22 protein-coding genes are annotated in these 21575 nt (G+C 37.4%); 13 read left to right on the top strand and 9 right to left on the bottom strand.

The window, feature by feature from the left end:
- The first annotated feature begins 59 nt into the window (after positions 1-59).
- Positions 60-1199, top strand: coding sequence for an alanine dehydrogenase (ald, locus tag QYB95_RS03550; RefSeq protein ID WP_301136724.1), 1140 nt, complete (start codon positions 60-62; stop codon positions 1197-1199).
- A 166-nt stretch (positions 1200-1365) separates the two neighbouring features.
- A complete protein-coding gene (locus tag QYB95_RS03545; RefSeq protein WP_301136723.1) occupies positions 1366-1662 on the top strand; it encodes a hypothetical protein in 297 nt (98 codons plus the stop codon).
- A 253-nt stretch (positions 1663-1915) separates the two neighbouring features.
- Here the strand turns inward: QYB95_RS03545 and QYB95_RS03540 are convergent, their stop codons facing one another.
- Genes QYB95_RS03540 through fdhF form a run of 3 tightly spaced genes read right to left on the bottom strand, consistent with a single transcriptional unit; the run spans position 1916 to position 6422 of the window.
- A complete protein-coding gene (locus QYB95_RS03540; protein ID WP_301136722.1) occupies positions 1916-2986 on the bottom strand; it encodes an Mrp/NBP35 family ATP-binding protein in 1071 nt (356 codons plus the stop codon).
- A gap of 16 nt (positions 2987-3002) precedes the next feature.
- Positions 3003-3479, bottom strand: coding sequence for a helical membrane plugin domain-containing protein (locus QYB95_RS03535; protein ID WP_301136720.1), 477 nt, complete (start codon positions 3477-3479; stop codon positions 3003-3005).
- An 18-nt stretch (positions 3480-3497) separates the two neighbouring features.
- A complete protein-coding gene (fdhF, locus tag QYB95_RS03530) occupies positions 3498-6422 on the bottom strand; it encodes a formate dehydrogenase subunit alpha (RefSeq protein ID WP_301136719.1) in 2925 nt (974 codons plus the stop codon).
- A 536-nt stretch (positions 6423-6958) separates the two neighbouring features.
- On the opposite strand from fdhF, the gene QYB95_RS03525 reads away from it, so the two are divergent.
- The 3 genes from QYB95_RS03525 to moaA are packed head-to-tail and all read left to right on the top strand — an operon-like array spanning position 6959 to position 9166.
- Positions 6959-7306, top strand: a complete 348-nt coding sequence (locus QYB95_RS03525; RefSeq protein ID WP_301136718.1) for a Na-translocating system protein MpsC family protein — start codon at positions 6959-6961, stop codon at positions 7304-7306.
- Between the two features lie 12 nt (positions 7307-7318).
- Complete coding sequence (gene fdhD / locus QYB95_RS03520) at positions 7319-8128, top strand: formate dehydrogenase accessory sulfurtransferase FdhD (protein WP_301136717.1); 810 nt, start codon at positions 7319-7321, stop codon at positions 8126-8128.
- 21 nt (positions 8129-8149) lie between these two features.
- A complete protein-coding gene (moaA, locus tag QYB95_RS03515; protein ID WP_301137054.1) occupies positions 8150-9166 on the top strand; it encodes a GTP 3',8-cyclase MoaA in 1017 nt (338 codons plus the stop codon).
- Positions 9167-9291: 125 nt separating this feature from the next.
- Here moaA and mobA read toward each other — a convergent pair whose 3' ends face one another.
- A complete protein-coding gene (mobA, locus tag QYB95_RS03510) occupies positions 9292-9933 on the bottom strand; it encodes a molybdenum cofactor guanylyltransferase (protein ID WP_301136716.1) in 642 nt (213 codons plus the stop codon).
- 121 nt (positions 9934-10054) lie between these two features.
- Between mobA and QYB95_RS03505 the strand changes: the two genes are divergently transcribed.
- The 5 genes from QYB95_RS03505 to moaD are packed head-to-tail and all read left to right on the top strand — an operon-like array spanning position 10055 to position 13563.
- On the top strand, positions 10055-11071 hold the full coding sequence (locus QYB95_RS03505; protein ID WP_301136715.1) for a thiazole biosynthesis adenylyltransferase ThiF: 1017 nt from the start codon (positions 10055-10057) through the stop codon (positions 11069-11071).
- An 11-nt stretch (positions 11072-11082) separates the two neighbouring features.
- A complete protein-coding gene (locus tag QYB95_RS03500) occupies positions 11083-12372 on the top strand; it encodes a molybdopterin molybdotransferase MoeA (RefSeq protein ID WP_301136714.1) in 1290 nt (429 codons plus the stop codon).
- Positions 12336-12860, top strand: coding sequence for a molybdopterin-guanine dinucleotide biosynthesis protein B (gene mobB / locus QYB95_RS03495; RefSeq protein WP_425609169.1), 525 nt, complete (start codon positions 12336-12338; stop codon positions 12858-12860). The genes QYB95_RS03500 and mobB overlap by 37 nt, the downstream gene beginning before the upstream one ends.
- Complete coding sequence (locus QYB95_RS03490; protein ID WP_301136712.1) at positions 12857-13333, top strand: molybdenum cofactor biosynthesis protein MoaE; 477 nt, start codon at positions 12857-12859, stop codon at positions 13331-13333. Before mobB ends, QYB95_RS03490 begins: the two co-directional genes overlap by 4 nt.
- Positions 13330-13563 (top strand): molybdopterin converting factor subunit 1, encoded by a 234-nt coding sequence (moaD, locus tag QYB95_RS03485; protein ID WP_301136711.1) that lies wholly within the window; start codon positions 13330-13332, stop codon positions 13561-13563. The genes QYB95_RS03490 and moaD overlap by 4 nt, the downstream gene beginning before the upstream one ends.
- A gap of 105 nt (positions 13564-13668) precedes the next feature.
- On the opposite strand, the gene QYB95_RS03480 is transcribed toward moaD, so the two are convergent.
- Positions 13669-14199 (bottom strand): histidine phosphatase family protein, encoded by a 531-nt coding sequence (locus tag QYB95_RS03480; RefSeq protein WP_301136709.1) that lies wholly within the window; start codon positions 14197-14199, stop codon positions 13669-13671.
- A 434-nt stretch (positions 14200-14633) separates the two neighbouring features.
- Here QYB95_RS03480 and QYB95_RS03475 point away from each other — a divergent pair, with 434 nt between their 5' ends.
- A complete protein-coding gene (locus tag QYB95_RS03475) occupies positions 14634-15194 on the top strand; it encodes a histidine phosphatase family protein (protein WP_301136708.1) in 561 nt (186 codons plus the stop codon).
- A gap of 131 nt (positions 15195-15325) precedes the next feature.
- On the opposite strand, the gene QYB95_RS03470 is transcribed toward QYB95_RS03475, so the two are convergent.
- Positions 15326-15877, bottom strand: coding sequence for a TVP38/TMEM64 family protein (locus tag QYB95_RS03470; RefSeq protein ID WP_301136707.1), 552 nt, complete (start codon positions 15875-15877; stop codon positions 15326-15328).
- A gap of 490 nt (positions 15878-16367) precedes the next feature.
- Here QYB95_RS03470 and QYB95_RS03465 point away from each other — a divergent pair, with 490 nt between their 5' ends.
- Entirely contained in the window at positions 16368-16706 is a 339-nt protein-coding gene (locus QYB95_RS03465) for a hypothetical protein (RefSeq protein WP_301136706.1), read from the top strand.
- 201 nt (positions 16707-16907) lie between these two features.
- The gene (locus QYB95_RS03460) at positions 16908-17642 is read left to right on the top strand and encodes an LAGLIDADG family homing endonuclease (protein ID WP_301136705.1); all 735 of its coding nucleotides are present in this window, start codon (positions 16908-16910) and stop codon (positions 17640-17642) included.
- 758 nt (positions 17643-18400) lie between these two features.
- Here the strand turns inward: QYB95_RS03460 and QYB95_RS03455 are convergent.
- The 3 genes from QYB95_RS03455 to QYB95_RS03445 all read right to left on the bottom strand — a co-directional run bounded on the left by QYB95_RS03455 (position 18401) and on the right by QYB95_RS03445 (position 21240).
- The gene (locus QYB95_RS03455; RefSeq protein ID WP_301136704.1) at positions 18401-18985 is read right to left on the bottom strand and encodes a YdhK family protein; all 585 of its coding nucleotides are present in this window, start codon (positions 18983-18985) and stop codon (positions 18401-18403) included.
- 204 nt (positions 18986-19189) lie between these two features.
- Positions 19190-19864: a response regulator transcription factor gene (locus tag QYB95_RS03450; RefSeq protein WP_301136703.1), complete on the bottom strand. Its 675-nt coding sequence runs from the start codon at positions 19862-19864 to the stop codon at positions 19190-19192.
- 20 nt (positions 19865-19884) lie between these two features.
- On the bottom strand, positions 19885-21240 hold the full coding sequence (locus tag QYB95_RS03445) for a HAMP domain-containing sensor histidine kinase (protein WP_301136702.1): 1356 nt from the start codon (positions 21238-21240) through the stop codon (positions 19885-19887).
- Positions 21241-21575 lie beyond the last annotated feature (335 nt).

The following is a 21575-nucleotide window of genomic DNA, read 5'->3' as shown; positions in this document are numbered from 1 at the left end:
ATATCTACCCTAAGTGAGAGGAATTTTTGATTTTAGGGATTATACGAGGAGGAAGAATTATGATAGTAGGAATTCCAAGAGAGATTAAAAATAATGAAAACAGAGTGGCGATTACCCCAGCTGGAGTTACTTCATTTGTAGATTCAGGACATACAGTTTTAGTAGAGAAAGAGGCTGGGATTGGAAGTGGTTTTACGAATGAGGACTACTCAAATGCCGGTGCAATAATAGTGGAACTTGCAAAAGATGTGTGGGCTCAATCAGATATGGTGATGAAAGTAAAAGAACCTCTTAGGAGCGAATATGATTATTTTCGTGAAGGTCTTATTCTTTTTACCTATCTGCATCTGGCTGCAGATCCAAAATTAACGCAAGCGCTTATCGATAAAGGTGTTACTGCTATTGCATACGAAACAGTTGAATTGAACAACACTCTTCCACTTTTAACGCCGATGAGTGAAGTTGCAGGTCGTATGGCGGCTCAAATCGGTTCACAATTCCTTCAGAAATCACATGGAGGTCAAGGAATTCTTCTGTCCGGTGTTCCCGGTGTATCTCGAGGAAAAGTAACAATCATAGGTGGAGGTATTGTAGGTACAAATGCCGCAAAAATAGCTGTTGGTCTAGGTGCTGACGTGACTGTTCTAGACTTGAATGCTAATCGATTGCGTCAACTGGATGATATCTTCGGAAATCAAATTAAGACACTAATCTCCAATCCTTATAATATTGCAGATGCTGTTAAAGACGCTGATTTATTGATTGGTGCCGTATTAATTCCCGGCGCCAAAGCTCCTAAACTTGTAACGGAAGATATGGTAAAAACAATGAAACCGGGTTCTGTAATTGTTGATGTGGCTATTGACCAAGGTGGGATTGTTGAAACAATCGATCACGTAACAACACATGATAACCCAACATTTGAAAAGCATAATATTATTCACTATTCGGTTGCCAACATGCCTGGTGCAGTTCCACGAACATCAACAATTGCACTAACAAATGTAACTGTACCATATGCTCTTCAGATTTCGAATAAAGGCGTTTGCAAGGCTATATCCGAAAATGAGGTATTGAAGCGCGGAGTCAATATTGCAAAAGGTTATGTTACACATAAAGCAATTGCCAAGGATCTAGGCTATAACTATGCAACTGTTGAGAAAGCACTTGAAAAGGAATTGGAGCTACTTGTAAATTAACATAATGATAGGGATTGTCATATCGAGTTTAAAGACATCCTTTTCTTTTATATTCGGCAGTAATATTTTACCTAATTTTCACAATTGACCGGAACCGATTCAGTAGAATGAATCGAGCTATACTAATATGGGAAGAGTTCGATAGATAGAAGGAGGGAGCTCGATCATGTGTGAGCAATTAGTTGATTGGATAACACGTTTTCAAAAGAACAAAGATATCGACGCTCTTACAAGTCTAAAAGACTACTGCTTCAATATGATTGAGCCTTTAATTATGGAATTTACCGAGAAATATGGTGAGGATGCAGGAGACTTATTGCGTTTAAAATGGGATAAAAGATGTTATTTTATTTTTACGAAATATCAAGTAAATGTTGGTTTGCCATTAGACACTTTTGTTCAGAATACCTATCGCTTTTATTTTATGGAGGTTTTAAAAAGAGCGGGTTATATGAATAGGTAGTTATTAAATTTTAAAATATAGACATTTATAAGGCATCTTCGATTGAAAAGGGGTCAACAACTGATTCAATCGAAGATGTTTTTTCATGTGGAAATAATCTAATTCATCAATAAGGAGTGAAACCTCTATTTAGACTGTAGACCTTTTAAAGGTTCACAAAATAAAAGAAGAAGCTATATAAATAAAAAACAACCAGTCGCAGGGTATAATCCTGCAACTGGTAAAAGGGAACTTCCTTTATTTATGAGGGTCATTACGAACGGACCAGTTTGTTATCTTTTTGATAAATAATAACTTCAGCTAGATGTGTAAATACCTCTCCAACAATCGAGAATTCATCATAAACCGAGGAACCTGTATTCTCCTCTGGGCGGGCAAATGGAATTCGGGCGATGACATTTGTATAAAGTTCATTTGCTAATTTTTCCGCACCACCTTGCCCGAATAGGTAGTGCTTTTCACCTTCAGCATTTTCAAAGTAAGCCATATTTTCGACAACCCCTAGAATGGTGTGTTTAGTATGATGAGCCATCAGACCTGCACGTAATGCCACGTGGGAGGCGACATTGTGGGGAGTTGTCACAATTATTTCCTGTGCTTGCGGAATTGTTGCCGCCACATCGATGGCAACATCTCCTGTTCCTGGTGGCAAATCTAGTAGAAGATAATCTATATCACCCCAGTGAGTGTTGACCAAGAAATTGCGTATCCATTTGTTGAGCAATGGGCCACGCCACATGACAGGTTGATTATCCTTTGTGAAAAAGCCCATGGACATGATTTTGACCCCTTCACTCACAACAGGAATAGCAGTTTGGTCAAGCATCGTTGGTTTTTGAGTAGTTTTCATCATGGCAGGAATACTGAAGCCATAGATATCTGCATCCAAAATACCGACCTTTCTTCCAAGACGGGCCAGAGCAACTGCTAAATTAATTGTAACAGTCGACTTACCGACACCGCCTTTACCGCTAGTAACGGCAATAAATTCGACACCTGAATTGGGTAGGAGCATTTTTGGCATCCCTTGATCTGTGACATTTTGTGATTTTAAAGCAGATATCAAATTACGACGTTCGTCGGCAGTCATGGCACCAAACTTAATCGAGATACTTGAAGCACCTATGTTTTCTAAAGCATGTTCAATATCTTGTTGAATTTTCGCTTTTAGAGGACAGCCTTGAATCGTCAGGATTACGTCAAGTGAGATATGGGTGCCTTCAATTTGTATATTCCTTACCATATTTAAAGCAACGATGTTTTGATGAAGTTCTGGGTCATCAACTTTCTTCAGAGCGTTTAGAATGATTTCGTTTGTCAGCATTAAAGGAACCTCCATACTATTTTAAGCCTTTGCCAAGCCCTTTTAAGAAGTGGATGCCAAAGTTTACGGCACGATTGACATCGGGATCTTTTAGCGTTTTTGCCAACTTGAAGACACTTACTTTTTCATCGGCAGCCAATGCTTTGTTTGCTTCATCCAAGCCAAAATTCAAACTATCAATTAGCTTTGTTGTAGTTTCCGGGTCCAGATTCGATAAGGCACCTGCAGCACCCATTAAGTTGTTGATGATATTTGTAACAGGCTTACGCGATAACTGATCCAGCGCAATATGGGCAACCTCTTCTTTTGCTTCGAGAAGATTTGTAGCAGCTTCGAGTGCGCCAATATTATTTAATTCAGCCATTAGTATAAAGACTTGATTAACGGTGTCTTCATTTTCGGAAAGCAGCTGTTTTAAATTTTCCAGCTTTTGTTCTTTTAATTGTTCTTCTGTTAATTGTTGTTTTTTAATGGTTTTAATTGGTACAGCCATGCCTTTCACTCCATTCCATTAATTAGTTGTTAAGTGAACGTAGCCAGGACGACTCCATTTACGTTGCACTTCAACACCATTTTGTGGATGACGCTGTTTATAGCGTGGGTTTGTTCTAGGGAGCGGTGTTTTTCCTTTTGCTTTTAATACTTCCACTCGTACTTTAGTTTGTTTGTAAGCGGGTGTTAACGTATTAATGTCTGCAGCTGGACCTGTTAGGAAGTTGATGGCCGAATCTTTGCTAACAGAGTTCATTGGCAGGAATAACTCGTTACCTTGTACTCGATCGGTAATAAGTGCACTTAATTTCAAAGCGCCGTATGGAGACACTAAGCGTAGCAGGGCACCATCTTTAATGCCACGCTCCTTCGCTAATTCGGGTGATACTTCAACGAAAATTTCAGGCACTTTGGATTGAATACCTTCTGACTTATTTGTCATGTTTCCTTCGTGGAAGTGTTCAAGCATACGGCCATTGTTAATATGACAATCGTATTGTGCCTCGAATTCAACAGGCTTTACCCAGTCATATAACGCAAAACGAGCTTTGTTATCAGGGAAGTTAAAACCATCTTCATATAGTAGTGGTGTATCTTTGCCATCAAGACTACCCCAGCAGAAGCTGCCCCAATTCTCTAATACCTCGTAGTTCGCCTGAGAGAATATCGGAGAAAGGCTAGCCATTTCCTCAAAGATTTCACTCGGGTGGCTATAATTCCAATCCGCACCTAAGCGATGAGCCACTGCTTGAAGGATCTCCCAATCCGCTTTTGACTCGCCAAGTGTCGGCAATACTTGATATAGGCGCTGAACGCGACGTTCCGTATTAGTAAAAGTACCTTCTTTTTCAAGAGAAGGTGCTGCCGGTAAAATAACATCTGCATATTGTGCCGTGCGGGATAGGAAACAATCCTGGACAACAAAAAAGTCTAATTGTGATAGAACTTCATCTACATGATTGGCATTAGCGTCTACAAGAGCCATATCTTCACCTACTAAATACATTGCTTTCATTTTACCTTCCATTATCGCATGCAACATTTGCGGATTTGTCCGACCTGGCTGTGGCTGAATTTTTACGCCATATGCTTTTTCAAACTTGGCACGTGCATGATCGTCTGTCACTTTTTGATAGCCAGGCAGTAAGTTAGGCAATGTTCCCATATCACAAGCACCTTGCACGTTATTGTGCCCGCGAAGAGGGTAGGCTCCAGCACCTGGCCGGCGATAATTGCCGGTAGCTAAAAGAAGATTGGAAATAGCTGCTGATGTATAGGAACCACCCGTATTTTGTGTAACACCCATACCCCAAAGAATACATGTACCGTCTGCATCCCGAATCATTTTGGCAACATCGATTAAGACCTCTTTTGAGATGCCCGTCATTTCTTCGGCATAGTCGAGGGTATATTTATCAAGGACATCTTTGAAATCATCAAAGAAATTAACGTTTTCTTTAATAAAGGCTTCATCATGCCAACCTTGATCAATCATGTATTTGGTTACGGCCATTAACCATACTTGGTCAGTACCTTGTTTGGGCCGCATAAAGATGTCGGAGCGCTCAGCCATTTCATGCTTGCGAATATCCGCAACGATTAATTTTTGACCATGCAATTTATGGGCACGTTTTACTCGTGTCGCTAAAACAGGGTGACCTTCTGCAGGGTTTGCCCCGATTATAATGACAAGTCCGGCCTTTGCAATATCCTTGATCGTTCCTGCATCTCCACCAAAACCAACTGTGCGGATCAGGCCGTCTGTAGCGGGGGATTGGCAATAGCGTGAACAATTATCTACGTCATTTGTCTCAAATAATTGACGTGCCATTTTTTGAATCAAGTAATTTTCCTCGTTCGTGATTTTTGACGAAGAGATAAAACCGACAGAACCAGGACCAAATTCTTTTTGAATACCTCCAAGTTTTTCAGCAATTAAATCCAATGCCTCATCCCAAGATGATTCAATAAATTCATCGTTTTTACGAATCAATGGTTTTGTAATTCGTTCCTCGGAGTTGATGAAATCCCAGCCGAATTTACCTTTTATACAAGTTGAAATAGCATTTACGGGGCCTTCCGAAGGTTGCACTTTTAAAATTTTGCGCCCCTTTGTCCAAACTTCAAACGAGCAGCCTACACCACAAAACGTACAAACTGTTTTTGTTTTTTTTGTACGCTTACTCCGCATAGCCGCTTCGACTTCGGAAACTGCAAAGATACCGCTGTATCCTGGTTCAACCTCTTTGATTAAATTGATCATCGGATCTAGCATTTCTTGTTTAAGCCCCGTCATGAAACCAGCTTCCCCAAGCATGGATTTTTCCATCAAAGCGTTGCATGGACAAACAGTTACACATTGTCCGCAGCCCACACAGGAAGAATCATTAATGTTAACGCCTGTATCCCAAATAACTCGTGGTCTTTCTGCTTCCCAATCAAGGGATAATGTTTCGTTCACTTGCAAGTTTTGGCAGACTTCCACACATTGTCCGCAGGCAATACATTGGTTAGGATCATAACGATAAAATGGATGTGACATGTCCACTTCGTGTGGTTCAACTTTTGGTTGATAAGGATATTTTTGATGTTCGATTTCCATCATTTCTACTGTGTTATGTAATGTACAGTTCCCGTTGTTATTATCGCAAACAGTACAGTACAACAAATGATTTTCCAGAAGGCGGTCCATGGCTTCTGTTTGTGCAGCCTTCGCTTTCTCGGAAGTAAGCTGGATATCCATGCCGTCTATTACTTTTGTTGAACAGGAACGAACTAATTGGCCGCCAACTTCAACGATACATGTATCACAAGTTTCGATCGGGCCTACTGCTGGTACATGGCAAATTTGTGGGTGGGCTATGTCATTTTGATTAAGAATTTCCAGGATTGTAGCTCCTTCTGGTGCTTCATAAGCCACGCCATTAACTTTAATGTTGGTCAACCTAAACTCCTCCTTTTGCTATTGAACTATTATATGAAAACAGGTTAATGCTTATGGTAAAGCGGAGTAAGTCTGTGATATACAAAAAATTTGTTAAGAGTTTTTGTGAATATATCGTGCTCTTCCTATACCGACTTGTTCAAAATAAAAAAAATCCACCATGAAACGGCATGATTCTCACATGCTGATAATTCATGATGGATAAAATTCTTAGCAGGCATTGCTAAAAATTCAATCTACTATTATTTTTGTTTGACTGTGAATGCAAATATTAAGAATCCATATGCAACAGTTCACCTTATATGGAAAACCAAGACATAAGAATCAAAATAGATCAATATCATTTGTATTATCACTAATTATAGCGCTTACATTCAAAATGGACAATAATTATTATATACTTTTGGCAATATTGTTAATTAATGAAAAATTCCCTCTTTAAAATTTTTATAAGTTGCTATATTATTAACAAACTATAAGGTGCCTTCACGAAAATAAAAGAAAAATAGTTAAATTACGTTGGGAGAATCATCAACATGTCAAAAAAGGTGCATGAATTTAACGACATTATACGAAAACTGCGCAAAGATTTATTTGGTAAAGGACCAGACCGTATTCGTACCGTTTTTACAGAGAATATGGCCATTTCAACTTTATATGGCAATCTTACGCCAACAGAAAGGTTTATAGCGAGTACTGCCGAAGGGTTAAAAATGGTGCATACTGCACGTACAAGCATGATTCAAGACTTGTATTCCAAAGCCGCCCCAGAAGGAATGGAAGAATTGATGGGGACAAAGCTGCTCCATTTATTTACTGATATCAAAATCGAAGAAGACTTTGCTATTTCCGTTTTCATTTTTGAAGATAAAATAAGTGAATAAAGGGGTTATCTTATGGAAAAATCAGTAACCCGAGAAATTCTGCGCATCGAAAATAACCAAGTCATAGAAGTAGAAGATGTGGTTGTCACAGAATACGCCGTCACCGTCAAGATAAATCAGCAAGAATTCGTCACGATGGTTTGCACACCGGAGTATGTAGAAGATATGGTGTTGGGATACTTGGCTTCGGAGCGAATCATTCGCAGTTTTGAAGATATCGATGAAATCTGGTACCAAAAAAAAGAAGGTTTTGTGCATATTAAAACAAAGCAAATCAATCCCATTTATCAACAAATTCAAAATAAGCGCCATATTACTTCTTGTTGCGGCATGAGCCGCCAAGGTTTCGTTTTTGCCAATGATGCATTAGTATCTAAAAAAATGGAAGGTGTGCATGTACGTATTACTCCGCAAGATTGTTTTCGCCTAATGGGGGCTATGCAGGATAGGGCGGTAACATTCCAAAAAACGGGTGGTGTTCATAACGCAGCCTTATGTGATGTGAACGGCATTGTCTTAAGTCGCATGGATATTGGGCGTCACAATGCATTAGACAAAATTTACGGATATTGCCTACGAAACAACATTAGCATCAGGGACAAAATTATTGTATTTAGCGGGAGGATTTCGTCCGAGATTTTACTAAAAGTATCAAAAATCGGGTGTGAAATCGTACTATCCAAATCAGCGCCCACAGAGTTGGCATTGCAATTGGCAGAACAACTGGGAATAACGACGGTCGGTTTTATTCGAAAAAATACATTGAATATCTATACACACAAAGAGCGTATTCAATTACCAACAAATGAGCCAATCGACTAGAGGGAAAGAAGGAGATTCAAAATTACTAATCTACTAGACCAGTTGCACAGACCGTTAAGAGATTTAAGAATATCTGTCACAGATCGTTGTAATTTTCGTTGTCAATATTGCATGCCGGCAGAAGTGTTTGGCCCGGATTTCGCTTTTTTACCGTCCGATAAAATATTGAGCTTTGAAGAAATCGAGCGCTTAGTAAAGATTTTTGTCACATTAGGTGTTAAAAAAGTACGCATTACAGGTGGTGAGCCTTTACTTCGACCCAATTTGCCAAAATTAATTGAACGTATTCATCTTATAGATGGAGTAGAGGATATAGCTATAACAACCAATGGTACGTTACTGAAAAAATATGCCGGTGATTTGGCAAAAGCGGGGCTATCAAGAGTTGCTGTTAGTCTGGATTCATTAAATGAAGAGCGTTTTTTGGGGATGAATGGTCACCGGGGAAAAGTGAAGACCGTATTGGAAGGCATTGAAAAAGCTGCCGAAGCAGGCTTGCTTGTGAAAATCAACATGGTTGTCCAAAAAGGTGTAAATGAACAAGACATTGTTACCATGGCAGAATTCTTCAAAGACAAACAGCGTATTCTTCGTTTTATTGAATATATGGATGTAGGGAATTCAAACGGATGGAGAATGGATGATGTTGTGTCGAAAAAAGAAATGATTGAACAGCTTAACCAGGTTTTCCCGCTCCAAGCTATTGAGCCTAATTATAAAGGGGAAGTAGCTACTCGTTATAAGTATCAAGATAATTCAGGGGAAATTGGTGTTATATCATCCGTTACCGATTCATTCTGTTCAACTTGTACACGTGCCCGTATTTCAGCTGAAGGGAAATTATATACTTGCCTATTCGCAACGCAGGGAACTAATTTAAGAGAATTATTAAGAACCGGGGTCGATGATGCATCCATAATTAAGCGCATAACTGGTGTTTGGGAAAATAGAAATGACCGCTATTCGGATATACGAAATGAACAGGCAGTGGAAAATCGGAAAAAGTCCAAAATCGAAATGTCGCATATCGGTGGTTAAAGGAAAAACAAAAAAATTGCTTTATAAAGCCGGATTATTTCGCGGATAGAAAAATTTAAAGAGTAAATTCACATAAGGGAAATCATAACTCGACCTATTAATTATCGGTCGAGTTGTGGTATTTCTTATTCTGAATTTTCGCCCATCTTAGGAAAACTTTCTTCGTTCGGTGTAAAATTATTCGTAGGAGACTTCTTTTCAACAGTTTGGGACCAATCGAGTTGAGTATTGATATTGACAAAGGTTGTGCATTCGTCCTCATATGGAACATAACAAACTTTAAGTTGCTCCAGCAAGACTTTCATACTTCTCTTATTTTGTTGGAGTAATAGAGTAGCTTTTGGTAAAGCAGTCCGTCTATATAAGGAAGCGAGTGGTTGAATTCCTGAGGCTTGTTTAGGAACAATTGCATCATACCGATCATCGATAAAGGTTAGCATGGTTCGGACAAAATCTGCATTTATATAGGGCATATCACTGGCTACGACAAAAAACCACTCGACTTGCGGAAAATTTGTTATTGTGTTTTGCAAGGCAGACAGAGGTCCTTGATGGGGACGATCCTCAATAATTATTGAAATCTTGTCTTCTGGAAATTTTGATTGCAAGCCGGCATTTGTAGCGACAATCAAAGGCTGAAGCTGATTTTCTTGTAAGGCATTGAGACTGTGTTTATACAAAGGCAGACCAGCAAACAACTCAAACATTTTAGGCTGGCCATATCTCGAAGATTGGCCGCCAGCTAAAACAACACCTGCGATTTCCATAGGTGATTCACCTCACTTGGTTATCTTAATTGGTTCACCTTTTTTTTATTTTACACTCATTATAATGCTATATATGAAAAGGTAAAACTAAAATTCAATAGATAGAAAGGCAAAAACGTGTATGCATAATCGATATTCCAGACAACAATTGTTCAGCCCGATCGGTGAAAAAGGGCAGCAGCTGCTAAAACAAAAACATGTCCTGATTATAGGAGTGGGTGCGTTGGGCAGTGCAAGCGCAGAGACTCTTGTTCGAGCAGGCATCAAAAAATTGACGATAATAGATCGTGATTATGTAGAGTGGAGCAATTTACAAAGGCAGCAATTGTATACCGAACAAGATGCAGAAGAAAAAGTTCCAAAAGTCGTCGCTGCAAAAGAGCGACTTCAAAGTATTAATTCGGCGGTCGAAATCAACGAATTTATACTTGATGCCTCTACAGAGAGACTATTGGAAATGATTGAAGCTGTAGATATCATGTTAGATGGAACGGACAATTTTGATGTTCGTTTCATGATGAATGATCTAGCGCAAAAATACAAGATTCCTTGGGTTTATGGGTCTTGTATTGGCAGCTATGGTGCGACTTATACGATTGTACCAGGCAAAACACCTTGTTTACATTGTTTGCTTAAAGTAATGCCGAATACTGGCATGACTTGTGATACAGTGGGGATTATCAGTCCCGCTGTTCAAATCGTAGCAGCTTATCAAGTGGCTGAGGCATTAAAGCTTTTGGTAGGTGATGAAAATGCCAGACGGGAATCCTATTTAACTTTTGATGTTTGGCAAAATCAGCACTATGAAATCAATGTAGGAAAAATGCGCAGAACTGATTGTCCATCTTGTGGCCAAAATCCTACATATCCTTATTTATCCTATGAAAATCAAACAAAATCAGAGATACTCTGTGGTCGCGATGCCATACAAATACGTCCACCTAAACCGGTTGAGTATAATTTAGATCAACTCGCTATTCAACTTCGTCCATATGGCGAAATCCAAAAAAATCCTTATTTACTATCTTTGCAAGCACCGGATTATCGATTGGTGATTTTCCGTGATGGGCGAGTTGTGATTCATGGTATTCAAGATATACAAGAAGCTAAAAGCATTTATTATCGTTTATTAGGATAAGGAGGGTCCAAATGGTAGAAAGAAGAGAACCCATAGCTGTGGGTGATGCAGTTCAACGAGTGATGGAATTTGCATTTCAAGAAAAAATAGAGTTCGTCCCATTACTGCAAGCACATGGGCGCTTTTTAGCAGAAGAGGTTGCTGCAGATGACGATGTACCAGCCTTTAATCGCTCTCCTTATGATGGATACGCTATCCGAGCGATCGATAGTCAAGAAGCAAATTCAGAAGATCCAGTAACCTTTCATGTCGTAGGAGAAATCGGTGCAGGCTTTCTCTTTGAGAAAGAAGTAGGGTTTCGACAAGCAGTGCGCATTATGACAGGTGCACCTATCCCAAAAGGATGTGATGCAGTTGTCATGCTAGAACTAACAAATAGTTTTGAAGAAAATAATCAAATGTATATGTCAATTAAACGCAGTTTTCAAGCGGGAACAAATATTTCCTATAAGGGCGAGGACATTCAAAAAGGCGAAATCCTTCTAAATAAAGGCCAATATATCAACCCAGGTGTTGTGGCATTGCTTGCTACTTTCGGCTATGATCAAGTTCCCGTCTTTCGTAAAACTATTGTAGGTGTGATTGCAACAGGAAGCGAGCTGCTCGAGCCAAGTGAATCCTTGCAGCCAGGCAAGATTCGAAATAGCAATGCATATATGATCATGGCTCAAATTGAACGTGCCGGTGCAACCGTCAAATACTTTGGTAAATTTAGCGATAATCTGAATCAATGTATCGAGGTTGTCAAAAAAGCTTTACAGGAAGTAGATATACTGATTACAACAGGTGGCGTTTCGGTAGGTGATTATGATTACTTACCTGCGATTTATGAAGCGATTGGTGCAAACGTTCTGTTTAATAAAGTGGCAATGCGGCCAGGGAGTGTAACAACTGTCGCTCAAAGGGATGGTCAATTATTATTTGGTCTTTCGGGCAATCCATCCGCTTGCTACGTTGGCTTTGAACTGTTTGCACGTCCCATTATTCGGGAGGCACAGGGTAGTAAACAACCTCATCTTCGCAAAGAGCGGGCAGTTTTGGGCAGTGATTTCAAGAAAGCTAATCCGTTTACCCGTTTTGTTCGCGGGAAGGCTTTCTACCAAAATGGACAACTAGTGGCACTTCCTTCCGGTTTTGATAAATCCAGTGCGGTTTCTTCATTGGTGGAAGCCAATGCTTTAATTGTATTGCCTGGAGGGTCTAGAGGATACGAAACAGGAATGCAAGTAGATGTTTTATTGCTGGAAGATTTGCAAGGAAGTGAGTGGCCTTGGAACAACATCGTAAAATCTTACAGATAGTGGGCTACCAAAATAGCGGGAAAACCACATTAATGGAGGGGCTTATTAGACAAGCCACTTCTGAAGGGCTATGTGTCGGAACGATAAAGCATCATGGGCATGGCGGCATTCCTGCAATCGACAATTTGAAAGACAGTATTCGTCATGAGCAAGCCGGGGCAAGTGTGACTGCAGTTGAAGGGGAGGGTACTCTAAGGATGAGTATTCATCAAAGCAACTGGCAGCTCGCTGATATTCTAGGTATTTATGCAGCTTTTAACATGGACTTCATTCTGATTGAAGGATATAAGAACGAACACTATCCAAAGGTTGTCCTTTTGCGAACAGCCGAAGATCAAGCTTTGCTCCAAAAAGTGACCAATATCATCTGTGTACTCTATTGGCCTACCTATCCACTAGATAAACCACTAAAGTATCCAAGTTTTTCAATTCATGATACTACACAATACATGGAATTTTTAATGAGAGAAATGAGGGGGAAAAGATGAACATGCAGCTATTTGAGATTGTAGATAAACCAATTGATATTGAGGAGGTTAAACAAAAAGTAGTAAGCCGAGATGCTGGTGCGATTTTGCTTTTTATCGGAACGGTACGTGAATTTACTAAAGGCAAGAAAACCTTGCATTTGGAATATCAAGCCTATTCACCAATGGCCATTAAAATGTTTGAACAAATATCTAAAGAGATAGAAGAACGATGGCCAGATGTTAAAATTGCCATTACACATCGCGTGGGTCATTTGGATATTTCCGATATTGCCGTTGTTATCGCGGTATCATCACCTCATCGTAAAGTTGCCTATGAGGCTAACGAATATGCGATTGATCGCATCAAACAAATTGTCCCCATCTGGAAAAAAGAGTTTTGGGAAGATGGTACCGAATGGATTGGCGATCAATTGGAAAACGTTCCCTATCCAGTAGGAAACCCACCCATTATGAAAGGAGAATTTTCATGATTCACATTTTGTTATTTGCACACTTACAAGAAGCAATCGGTGAAGCAGAGTTAAGAGTAAATCTATCAGATTATACTGTTGGTCAAATTAAAGGATGGATGGAAAAGCAATATCCTATGCTTTCTTTCCAACAGATGATGGCCGCTGTAAATGAGGAATTTGCAACGGATGAAATGATTGTAAATGATGGTGATACACTTGCCTTTATTCCACCTATTAGTGGAGGGTGAAATACTAAAAGTGTCCCCTTAGAACAGCCGTTAAATCCCTCATTTTTGAACGCACTTTCTTTGGGGATGTTTTAAAAGAAACAGGAGGTTATTCTTTGACATTTCTCAACCCCAGATTCTCTTTATGGAATAGATATCGTCTTTTACTTTTACTTCGTAGACATCCGGTTGAGACATTACTGCCCAATCTTTAAGCACCTGCATGCCGTTAATTCGCATTAAGATTAGCGCCAATGTATTACGGTGAGTAGCCAGAACGGTGCCGTCATTCGCAGCTTCAAGCAATTCCATTCCTCTTTTTGCGACTTCGCTGCTTGATACTCCGCTTTCCATTTTCAAGTCCTTATCCTGAACAGTTTCTTCGAGGCGTACCAGCCAATCATTCAGGTTTTTGGAAATCAGCTTGTGCTCTGTAAGCCGTTCATCAATTTCTATCTTCAAGTTCAGGCTATCTGCAGTTGGCTTTAGGGTTTGTATGGCCCTTGTGAATGGGCTGGAAATGATGTGCCTAATATTTAGATTTTGAAAAAAGCGCATAAGCATTGCCGCTTGTTCTTTTCCTTCTTCAGTCAATTCCGCGTGTAGTTCTTCTCCTTCAGCATGACAATGTCTGACCAGATATACTGTTTTGTCCATTTGTTTCACTCCTTATTGCTTTTACTCACAACTTCATTACATTTTCAAATCCACAATAAGATTTAACTAAAACGTTTCAGGCCATTTATAGCTGCCTTTCCTAGTTCATGATACCCATTATTTTCATTTGCCTAAGTTATTAAGGATTCTTTTGTTAATTTTTACTTTATCAATTAAATCTATACCTTATCCATTATCTGAATTGGCTGACAGTACGATAAAAATCTTAAAACAGGCTGTAAATTGAATCATATAAAATAGTAAACATCGATACAGAACGCATGTTTGTGTAATTGTTTGCTAAGTCTTAGAAAATTAGATATTTGCTGTGTAACGATGCTCTTCAGAATAACTTAAATTAAGCAGGCGCTTAAAGAGGTTGAATCGCATACATTAACAGTAAACTTAGAAGTTAATAAGAAAGGGAAGATTAATTGAATAGATTATTACTTCATGACCTCAGAAATGGAGGATATATATTCTATACAAGGCATGGGGAGGCAACTATTGGAAGAGATTCTAACTTAGATTTTCGAAACTGTTTTACCCAAAGAAATCTTTCTGAAAAGGGACGATGGCAAGCTATTTATTATGGGGAAATTCTTCGCTATTTAGGAATACCAATTAAATATCCTATCTCAGCAAGTCCTTTTTGTAGGACAATTGAAACAGCACAGCTAGCAGTCGGTACTGGGAATGTTCAAGTGGACCCCTTTTGGATTGAGGTAAATAGATTAAGTGGAAATTTATCTAGTGAAGAAAGACAAAGAATATTGAATCGTCTTCAGTCCGTACTTGAATTGAAGCCGGAAGCAGGGAAAAATAACATTGTAATTGCTCATAGTTTCCCAGAAGGAGCAGGGTTAGGTCGAATAAGAAATATGGAGACAATTATTATAAAACCCAGAGGGGTAGGAAACGGTTATGAAGTAATTGATCAATTATCTTTATCGGATCTCAGTAAATTAGGAGAATCTTTCAATACACTACCATAATAAAATTACAGCAAAGTCAAAATCTAATGAATCTAATATAGAGCTGGTCCAAATAAGCTGTAAAGAATTTTATCTAGAAATCACCTCCAAGGAATAAGAGGTGATTTCTTTTTTATAGGAGTTGAATTGTACTATGGGTATTGTTTCTGCTTTCTTATCTTCCAGATAAAAATAAAAATGAAAAGTATACTAATAATGATTTTCCAGTTCGTTTCTAAATACATTAAACCATAAATTGCACTAGCTTCAATTATTAGTGAAGGGACTTTTCCAAGGGTACTTGCAATAGTGAAGGTTCTTAAAGACACCTTAGACAAAGAACTTCCTAATGTCACTACTCCTGATGGTATAAGAGGTAAAAACCGAAAAAATAAAATTAACCAAAATGCTTCCATTCCTTCGGTTTGTTCCAATTTCTTTATTTTAGGATGCTGGAACATTTTTTTGCTTTTAAATTTATTGATCCATTTCCTATATAAAATAAAGCTAGCAATTGCTCCTAGTGCTTCGCCCAAAATAGAGACAAGTAATCCATTAGTATAACCAAAAAATAATACGTTCGCAGCCGTAATAAAAATACTTGGTATTACACCAAATATACTTATAACAATATTTATAAGTAAACTAAGAAACAGAGCAAAGGGTCCAACTTGTTCAAATAGCTGTAATAAAGTTTCTTCCATAGATCCTCGCAAATATAATACTTGATTTTTAATTATTACTAATATAATACACCAGTGTGGGGTGTAAACAATATGAAATCCATTCTGTTTGTAGAAGTTGAAAAATATATGTTGAACTTGCTAAATATCGATTTATGAAATGATTATATAGTTGGTACGGCTAAGAATGGTGCGGAAGCTTTGGAAGTAATCAAGAAAAAATGAAATTGACCTTATCATTTTAGATATTATGCTCCCATGTAAACTATCGTGCAATTTTATTATAACAGTGAAACTTAATTTGTTTTAATTCGCCTAATTTGTAGAAAACATATAAGTTGAGCGAAAGGAGAAATCTATTATAAACGGTAAAAGTATTATTGTTGTAATTATTTTTGCTATGGTCTTTTTATTATCGATATTGGTAGGTTATCTTCTTTACTATCAGCAGGGCTTTGAGAAAGAGAATATCGCCGAAACTTTCAATTGGAATTTTTCAGAAGAGATAACAATGGTAACAGTGAGCGGAAATTATGTAGGCTTTCATGATTCTATAACCGGAAACTTTAACGAAGGAAAAATTGTTTTTAAGCAAAAAGAGGATATAGATGTATTTTTGGAAGCTATAAAAAATTCTTTAATTGTTACCGGTTCCGTTACTGATATAGGTGAAAGCATGCAGTTAACGTTTTGTTCTAATCCAGGTACGTCCAAAACTATTTTGTTATGGCTGTATCCAGAGCGTAGTTATGGGAGAATTGCAGAAGAAAATGGGAATGGGAAAACCTATATGCTAACCGAAGATAATGTACATATTATTGCAGATCTTTTAAATAATAAAAAGCATTAAACTTCAATTCATGGCGACAGGGTGCTCAAATTCTTTCAACAATCGGGTATTTTTTATAAAGCTGTTTTTCATGAAAGTATTTCTCTATTCCGTAAAGCGGATTTATTGTATCGACAGAAAACTAAGAACTGCAACAAATCGGTTAAGGAATGAATGGATTAATTGAAGAGATCACCTTAGAAAACAGAGGATGGAAAAGTTTTGGCTAAAGATTTTGATTGTATAATTCTTCTTAATGTCATCATTAAACACAAAGTGCCTGTCAATCGGGAGCAATCTAGCGCTCAACCGAGAAAGCACAGAGTAAATGAAGATTTCTTTAAAGTCCGGTCACATGAAATGACTTGGGTATTAGGCTTATGTTACAGGACTGTTAGTGAAAACGCACATAGTATTAATTTTGTTCAAAAAGATGAAAGAATACTTAAAATAGTAGCCAAATATATGGAAGCTGACTATGTCATACAAGGAATTAGTAAAACAAGAACAGTTCCTATATTGGTAATTAATTCCAGGGAGTTAAAAAAAGATCTTGCTGGTATGGGGATAAGCTCCAATAAATCTCTAACATTACCATTTCCAGAGGTACCGGAAGCATATTTAGGCTCTTTTATAAGAGGAGTTATGGACGGAGATGGCCACGTTGCTTCAAACGGCTATACTTTGAACGTGACTACAGGCAGCAATAGTTTTGCGCTGGGACTATTAGTAAACTCTTATATTAGTGAAGATACTAGTTCAGGTTTCAATACCATTTACCGAGTTCGTGTTAGTGGGAAAAAGGATCTTATCCATCTTTCTGAATTACTGTATGAACATGCAAATGATGATGACTTTCATTTTTATAAAAGAGTTTATATATCCCAGCATTCAAAGAAACCTTTTATTATGGAAGATGATAGATCTAACAAGGGCTGGGAGATTATTGATGGTTAAATTGTACATATAAACAATCCGAATAAGCATGAATTCAAATGTCGAATTGATCAAGAGTTACTCGGCAAGATTAAAATTCTAGCGAAAGATAAAAAAATCTTTATTAACGAACTTATTGAACCAGAGATTGTCAAAATTCTAAACTCGTCAAATAAAATTACGAACAACAGCTATAAAGAACGAGTGGAATTTCGCACCTTATATAAAGACGACCTTATTAAACAGATGAAACAACGGGCTGTAATCGACAAAATAGCTGTCGGTAACATTATTGAATATTGAACAAAGTATGCGAAATCAAGCATAAGGAGGGTCCTAAATGGACACTCTTTTAATTTTAAAAAATTCTAGTTTACATAATATCTATTATGGGAAGCTACGTATCATTTCAAAAGTATACTTATAATAGTGAGACGGAATGCGAAAATTGAGTTGTAATTTAAGATGCATCAAAATTATTTATGTGTTTTTTCTCTATGAAAGGTTTTTTCGTAACTTTATCTAAAAAAAAAATCAGATGCATCTTATACACTTGCAGCTTCTAGGTATCTAATTGTTCTCCTTCCAGTAATAATTACTTAATACTGTCGCAAAACTTTCTTTTGAACGATGATCCTCTTATATTTGTTTTCACATTTTTCACTACACTCAATTTCCTATTTTTATCCAATATTTTGTTGGTAGTATATAAAGTAATTAGGTTTTTTATTTATTAGAAAATGCACCTTGGTTTTTACCCAAGGTGCACCTTTTTAATTTTATTCTTCTATTGCTGACAATTCACTTTCAGTTACCCATTTGTGGTTCTTTACTTTCTCGCCGTTAGTAGATGTATAGTCTACCATATAGACGGTAGTTTCAACTGCTGAATCAATTGTGGCCTTTGCTCCTTGCATGCCTTCCATGTGATCTGCATCCATGGTTGCCTGCGCACCTGGCTCCAAAGGTTCATTTGTATCAACTTCTAACTCTTCTTGAATTACCCATTTATGATTTGTTACCGGTTCACCACCATTCGTCGGTGTGTATGAAACGATATATGCAGTTGTATCAAAAGCACCTACAATCGTCGCTTCAGCACCCTTCATGCCATCCATATGATCCGTTTCAATCAACGCTTTGCTGCCAACAGGAAATGTTGGACTTGCTGCTTCTTTTAAACCTGAGGGTATTGTACCATCACTAGAATGATTCATTTTAGAATGATCCATTGTATCAGCTTCCTCCATATCGTGTTTTGCCATATCGTGTGTTGCTTCCTGGTTGTTGTTATCACCAGAACATGCAGATAGTGTCAGTCCTGTAGCTAGTAGGACAATTCCAAACATCTCTTTACGTGCCATCAATATCCCTCCAAAAACACCCTTATTATGTCATTCATTCTACAATTCAAATTATAAACTTGAAATTTGCAAAATTTATGCAGGATGAAGGAATATATAATTCTGGCGATTGAAAAATAGATCGCATTCCACAATAAATTATTGAATCCTGACACGGATATTTTTAGCGGTGAAATGTAGTGTCCTTATATTACTCTACCCCTTTTAGTTCCATTTATAACCAATGCCCCAAACAGTTTTTATGAAATTTTCTGTTGGAAATCCAGCTCTCTTAAGTTTTTCCCTTAAATTACGAATATGAGAATCAACTGTACGGATATCTGTTTCTGTTTCGTATTCCCAGGCGATATTTAGTAGTTCTTCTCGAGTATAAGTTTTCTCTGGTCGGGAGATGAGAGCTTTTATGATGAAAAACTCCTTTAATGTTAATTGAACCGTTTGTTCAGAATATTTCAGACAGTACGTTTCACTATTTAAGGTAATATCGCCAAAACTAATTATATCCGTGTTTTCGTTATTTGAAGTACGCCTTAATACTGCGTTAATTCTTGCAACTAACTCACGATCATCAAAAGGTTTTGTAATATAATCATCGGCTCCATTATTTAAACCTTTTACTAAATCTGTTTTATCTGATCTAGCAGTCAGCATAATAATTGGAACGTCGGAGAATTCACGTATTGCTTTACATACTTCCCAACCATTCATTTCCGGCATCATCACATCCAGAAGAACAAATTGTATGTCTTCTTTTTTTAATCTATCAATGGCGTTTATTCCCCTAGTCTCCTTTATGCATGTAATTCCGAGTGGAATTAGAAATAATTCTATCAATTCCAGCATGCGTTGTTCATCATCTACTAAAAGTGCGGTTTGCATGATCCTTGTAAGCCTCCGAATTAAATTGTTACCGTAAATACGGTACCTTTTCCCAGTTTGCTTTCCACTTCAATCGTACCCCCATGTGCCTCAACTAACTTCTTGACTACTGAAAGCCCGATACCAGAACCTCCATATGTACGAGATCGTGATTTTTCTACCCGGTACAGTCTGTCGTAAATAAACTCAATATCGTCAGGCGCAATGCCGATCCCTTGATCTCTTACTGTCAAAACAGTTTGGTTATTTTGTTGATAGACTTCTAAGTGTATTTCTGTATTCTCTTCGGAATATTTCATTGCATTATCCAGAAGGTTAAGAAGTATTTGTTGTAATCGTAAAGAATCGGCACATATTTGAAAATTCGTCTGGTTTAATAAAGTTAATTGCAAATTTTTTTGTCTATAGGACGGTTCTACAAGATTAATTATTTTGTGCAGAAATGGTTGGGACCAAAAATACTCTTTAGACACCGTGAAGTTATTTTCATCGATTTTTGCTAAGTCGAGCAGATTTTTCACAAGGTCTTTCATACGAGTCGCTTCTTCTGAAATTATTGAAAGATAATGCTGTCGTTCAGTTTCGTTTAAATCTTTTCGCATTGCTACTTTTGTATAACCAATCAAGTATGTTAAAGGTGTACTTAACTCATGTGATACAGATGCAAGGAATTCATTTCTTTCCTTTTTCAACCGTTCTAGATCCTTTGCAAGTTTTTGTATAGACACTGATAGTTCTCCAAGCTCATCTTTGCTGTGATGAGGAAGTGTAACTTCGAAATCCCCTTTGCTTAATTTCTCGGTAGCTTTCTTCATATGTATAAGGGGCCTAGTAAGGATTTTCGATAGGATACCGTAAACAACCAGGATAATAACAACACTTGTTGCCCCAGCTATACCAAAGTGTTTCGTCAGATCATTTATCATTTTATTAATCGACTGTGTACTTTGGAACATGAGCACATACCCTCCATGCTCCCCATTTTGATATGGATGTACACTTACGATATAGGGAGAATCCTTGTAATCTGAAACTAGAATTGAATCAATTATGACATTTTCCTTTAACGCTAAAGGGATATATCTATCCAGTATTTGATTATTTTCATAAGAACTGCCGATTATTTTCCCTTCGTTATTTATAATGCTAACTTCTCTATCATTATTATTCTCCATCAGTACGATATGGTGGATTGTAGATTCTGAGTAATTATCCATTAAGACATCTCGATGATTTGCACCATAAGCCAATAATCTGGAAAATTCTTCATTGATTCGAGTATCTATGATGTTTCGGTGAAGATAGAACATTAGCAGTAATTGTAGAATGAGTACTACTGCAAAAAAACACATCGCCAACTTTGTTGAGATATTCAATAAACTCCCCACCTTTTATGCTTTATTATAATTTAAAAATATGAAGTAAGTATGCAGGGAAAAGATTAATTTCTATCTATTTTCCGATATTATTTTTTTAAATTTTGCTTTTTAATTATCCCCGTTATCCTAAAAAGTTTATTACAGAATAATAATTTTTACTATTTTCCCTATTTCTAAATTGTTAAATTAAGTTTAAAACATTTTGTCAATAATCAAATATTTTCATATTTTCTACTTTATACATATAAGAAAATAGGTACTTTTTATTTGAAAACCTCATTTTTATTCGTTTTTGTAAATAAATTCTCTAATAATCCTGAAAATTTTCAAAA

The organism is Ureibacillus aquaedulcis (assembly GCF_030418165.1).
Taxonomy (GTDB): domain Bacteria; phylum Bacillota; class Bacilli; order Bacillales_A; family Planococcaceae; genus Ureibacillus; species Ureibacillus aquaedulcis.
The sequence above is the reverse complement of the archived record's forward strand: the minus strand, read 5'-3'. Positions and strand labels throughout refer to the sequence as shown.

Excerpts from the sequence above, each read along its gene's own strand:
- ald (WP_301136724.1), top strand. The coding sequence starts at position 60 with ATGATAGTAGGAATTCCAAGAGAGATTAAAAATAATGAAAACAGAGTG.
- QYB95_RS03450 (WP_301136703.1), bottom strand. The coding sequence starts at position 19,864 with ATGCAAACCGCACTTTTAGTAGATGATGAACAACGCATGCTGGAATTG.
- QYB95_RS03480 (WP_301136709.1), bottom strand. The coding sequence starts at position 14,199 with ATGGACAAAACAGTATATCTGGTCAGACATTGTCATGCTGAAGGAGAA.
- QYB95_RS03490 (WP_301136712.1), top strand. The coding sequence starts at position 12,857 with ATGAACATGCAGCTATTTGAGATTGTAGATAAACCAATTGATATTGAG.
- QYB95_RS03465 (WP_301136706.1), top strand. The coding sequence starts at position 16,368 with ATGGTAACAGTGAGCGGAAATTATGTAGGCTTTCATGATTCTATAACC.
- fdhD (WP_301136717.1), top strand. The coding sequence starts at position 7,319 with ATGGAAAAATCAGTAACCCGAGAAATTCTGCGCATCGAAAATAACCAA.
- QYB95_RS03535 (WP_301136720.1), bottom strand. The coding sequence starts at position 3,479 with ATGGCTGTACCAATTAAAACCATTAAAAAACAACAATTAACAGAAGAA.
- QYB95_RS03470 (WP_301136707.1), bottom strand. The coding sequence starts at position 15,877 with ATGGAAGAAACTTTATTACAGCTATTTGAACAAGTTGGACCCTTTGCT.
- mobA (WP_301136716.1), bottom strand. The coding sequence starts at position 9,933 with ATGGAAATCGCAGGTGTTGTTTTAGCTGGCGGCCAATCTTCGAGATAT.
- moaD (WP_301136711.1), top strand. The coding sequence starts at position 13,330 with ATGATTCACATTTTGTTATTTGCACACTTACAAGAAGCAATCGGTGAA.
- QYB95_RS03500 (WP_301136714.1), top strand. The coding sequence starts at position 11,083 with ATGGTAGAAAGAAGAGAACCCATAGCTGTGGGTGATGCAGTTCAACGA.
- QYB95_RS03540 (WP_301136722.1), bottom strand. The coding sequence starts at position 2,986 with ATGCTGACAAACGAAATCATTCTAAACGCTCTGAAGAAAGTTGATGAC.
- QYB95_RS03545 (WP_301136723.1), top strand. The coding sequence starts at position 1,366 with ATGTGTGAGCAATTAGTTGATTGGATAACACGTTTTCAAAAGAACAAA.
- QYB95_RS03505 (WP_301136715.1), top strand. The coding sequence starts at position 10,055 with ATGCATAATCGATATTCCAGACAACAATTGTTCAGCCCGATCGGTGAA.
- QYB95_RS03455 (WP_301136704.1), bottom strand. The coding sequence starts at position 18,985 with ATGGCACGTAAAGAGATGTTTGGAATTGTCCTACTAGCTACAGGACTG.
- QYB95_RS03525 (WP_301136718.1), top strand. The coding sequence starts at position 6,959 with ATGTCAAAAAAGGTGCATGAATTTAACGACATTATACGAAAACTGCGC.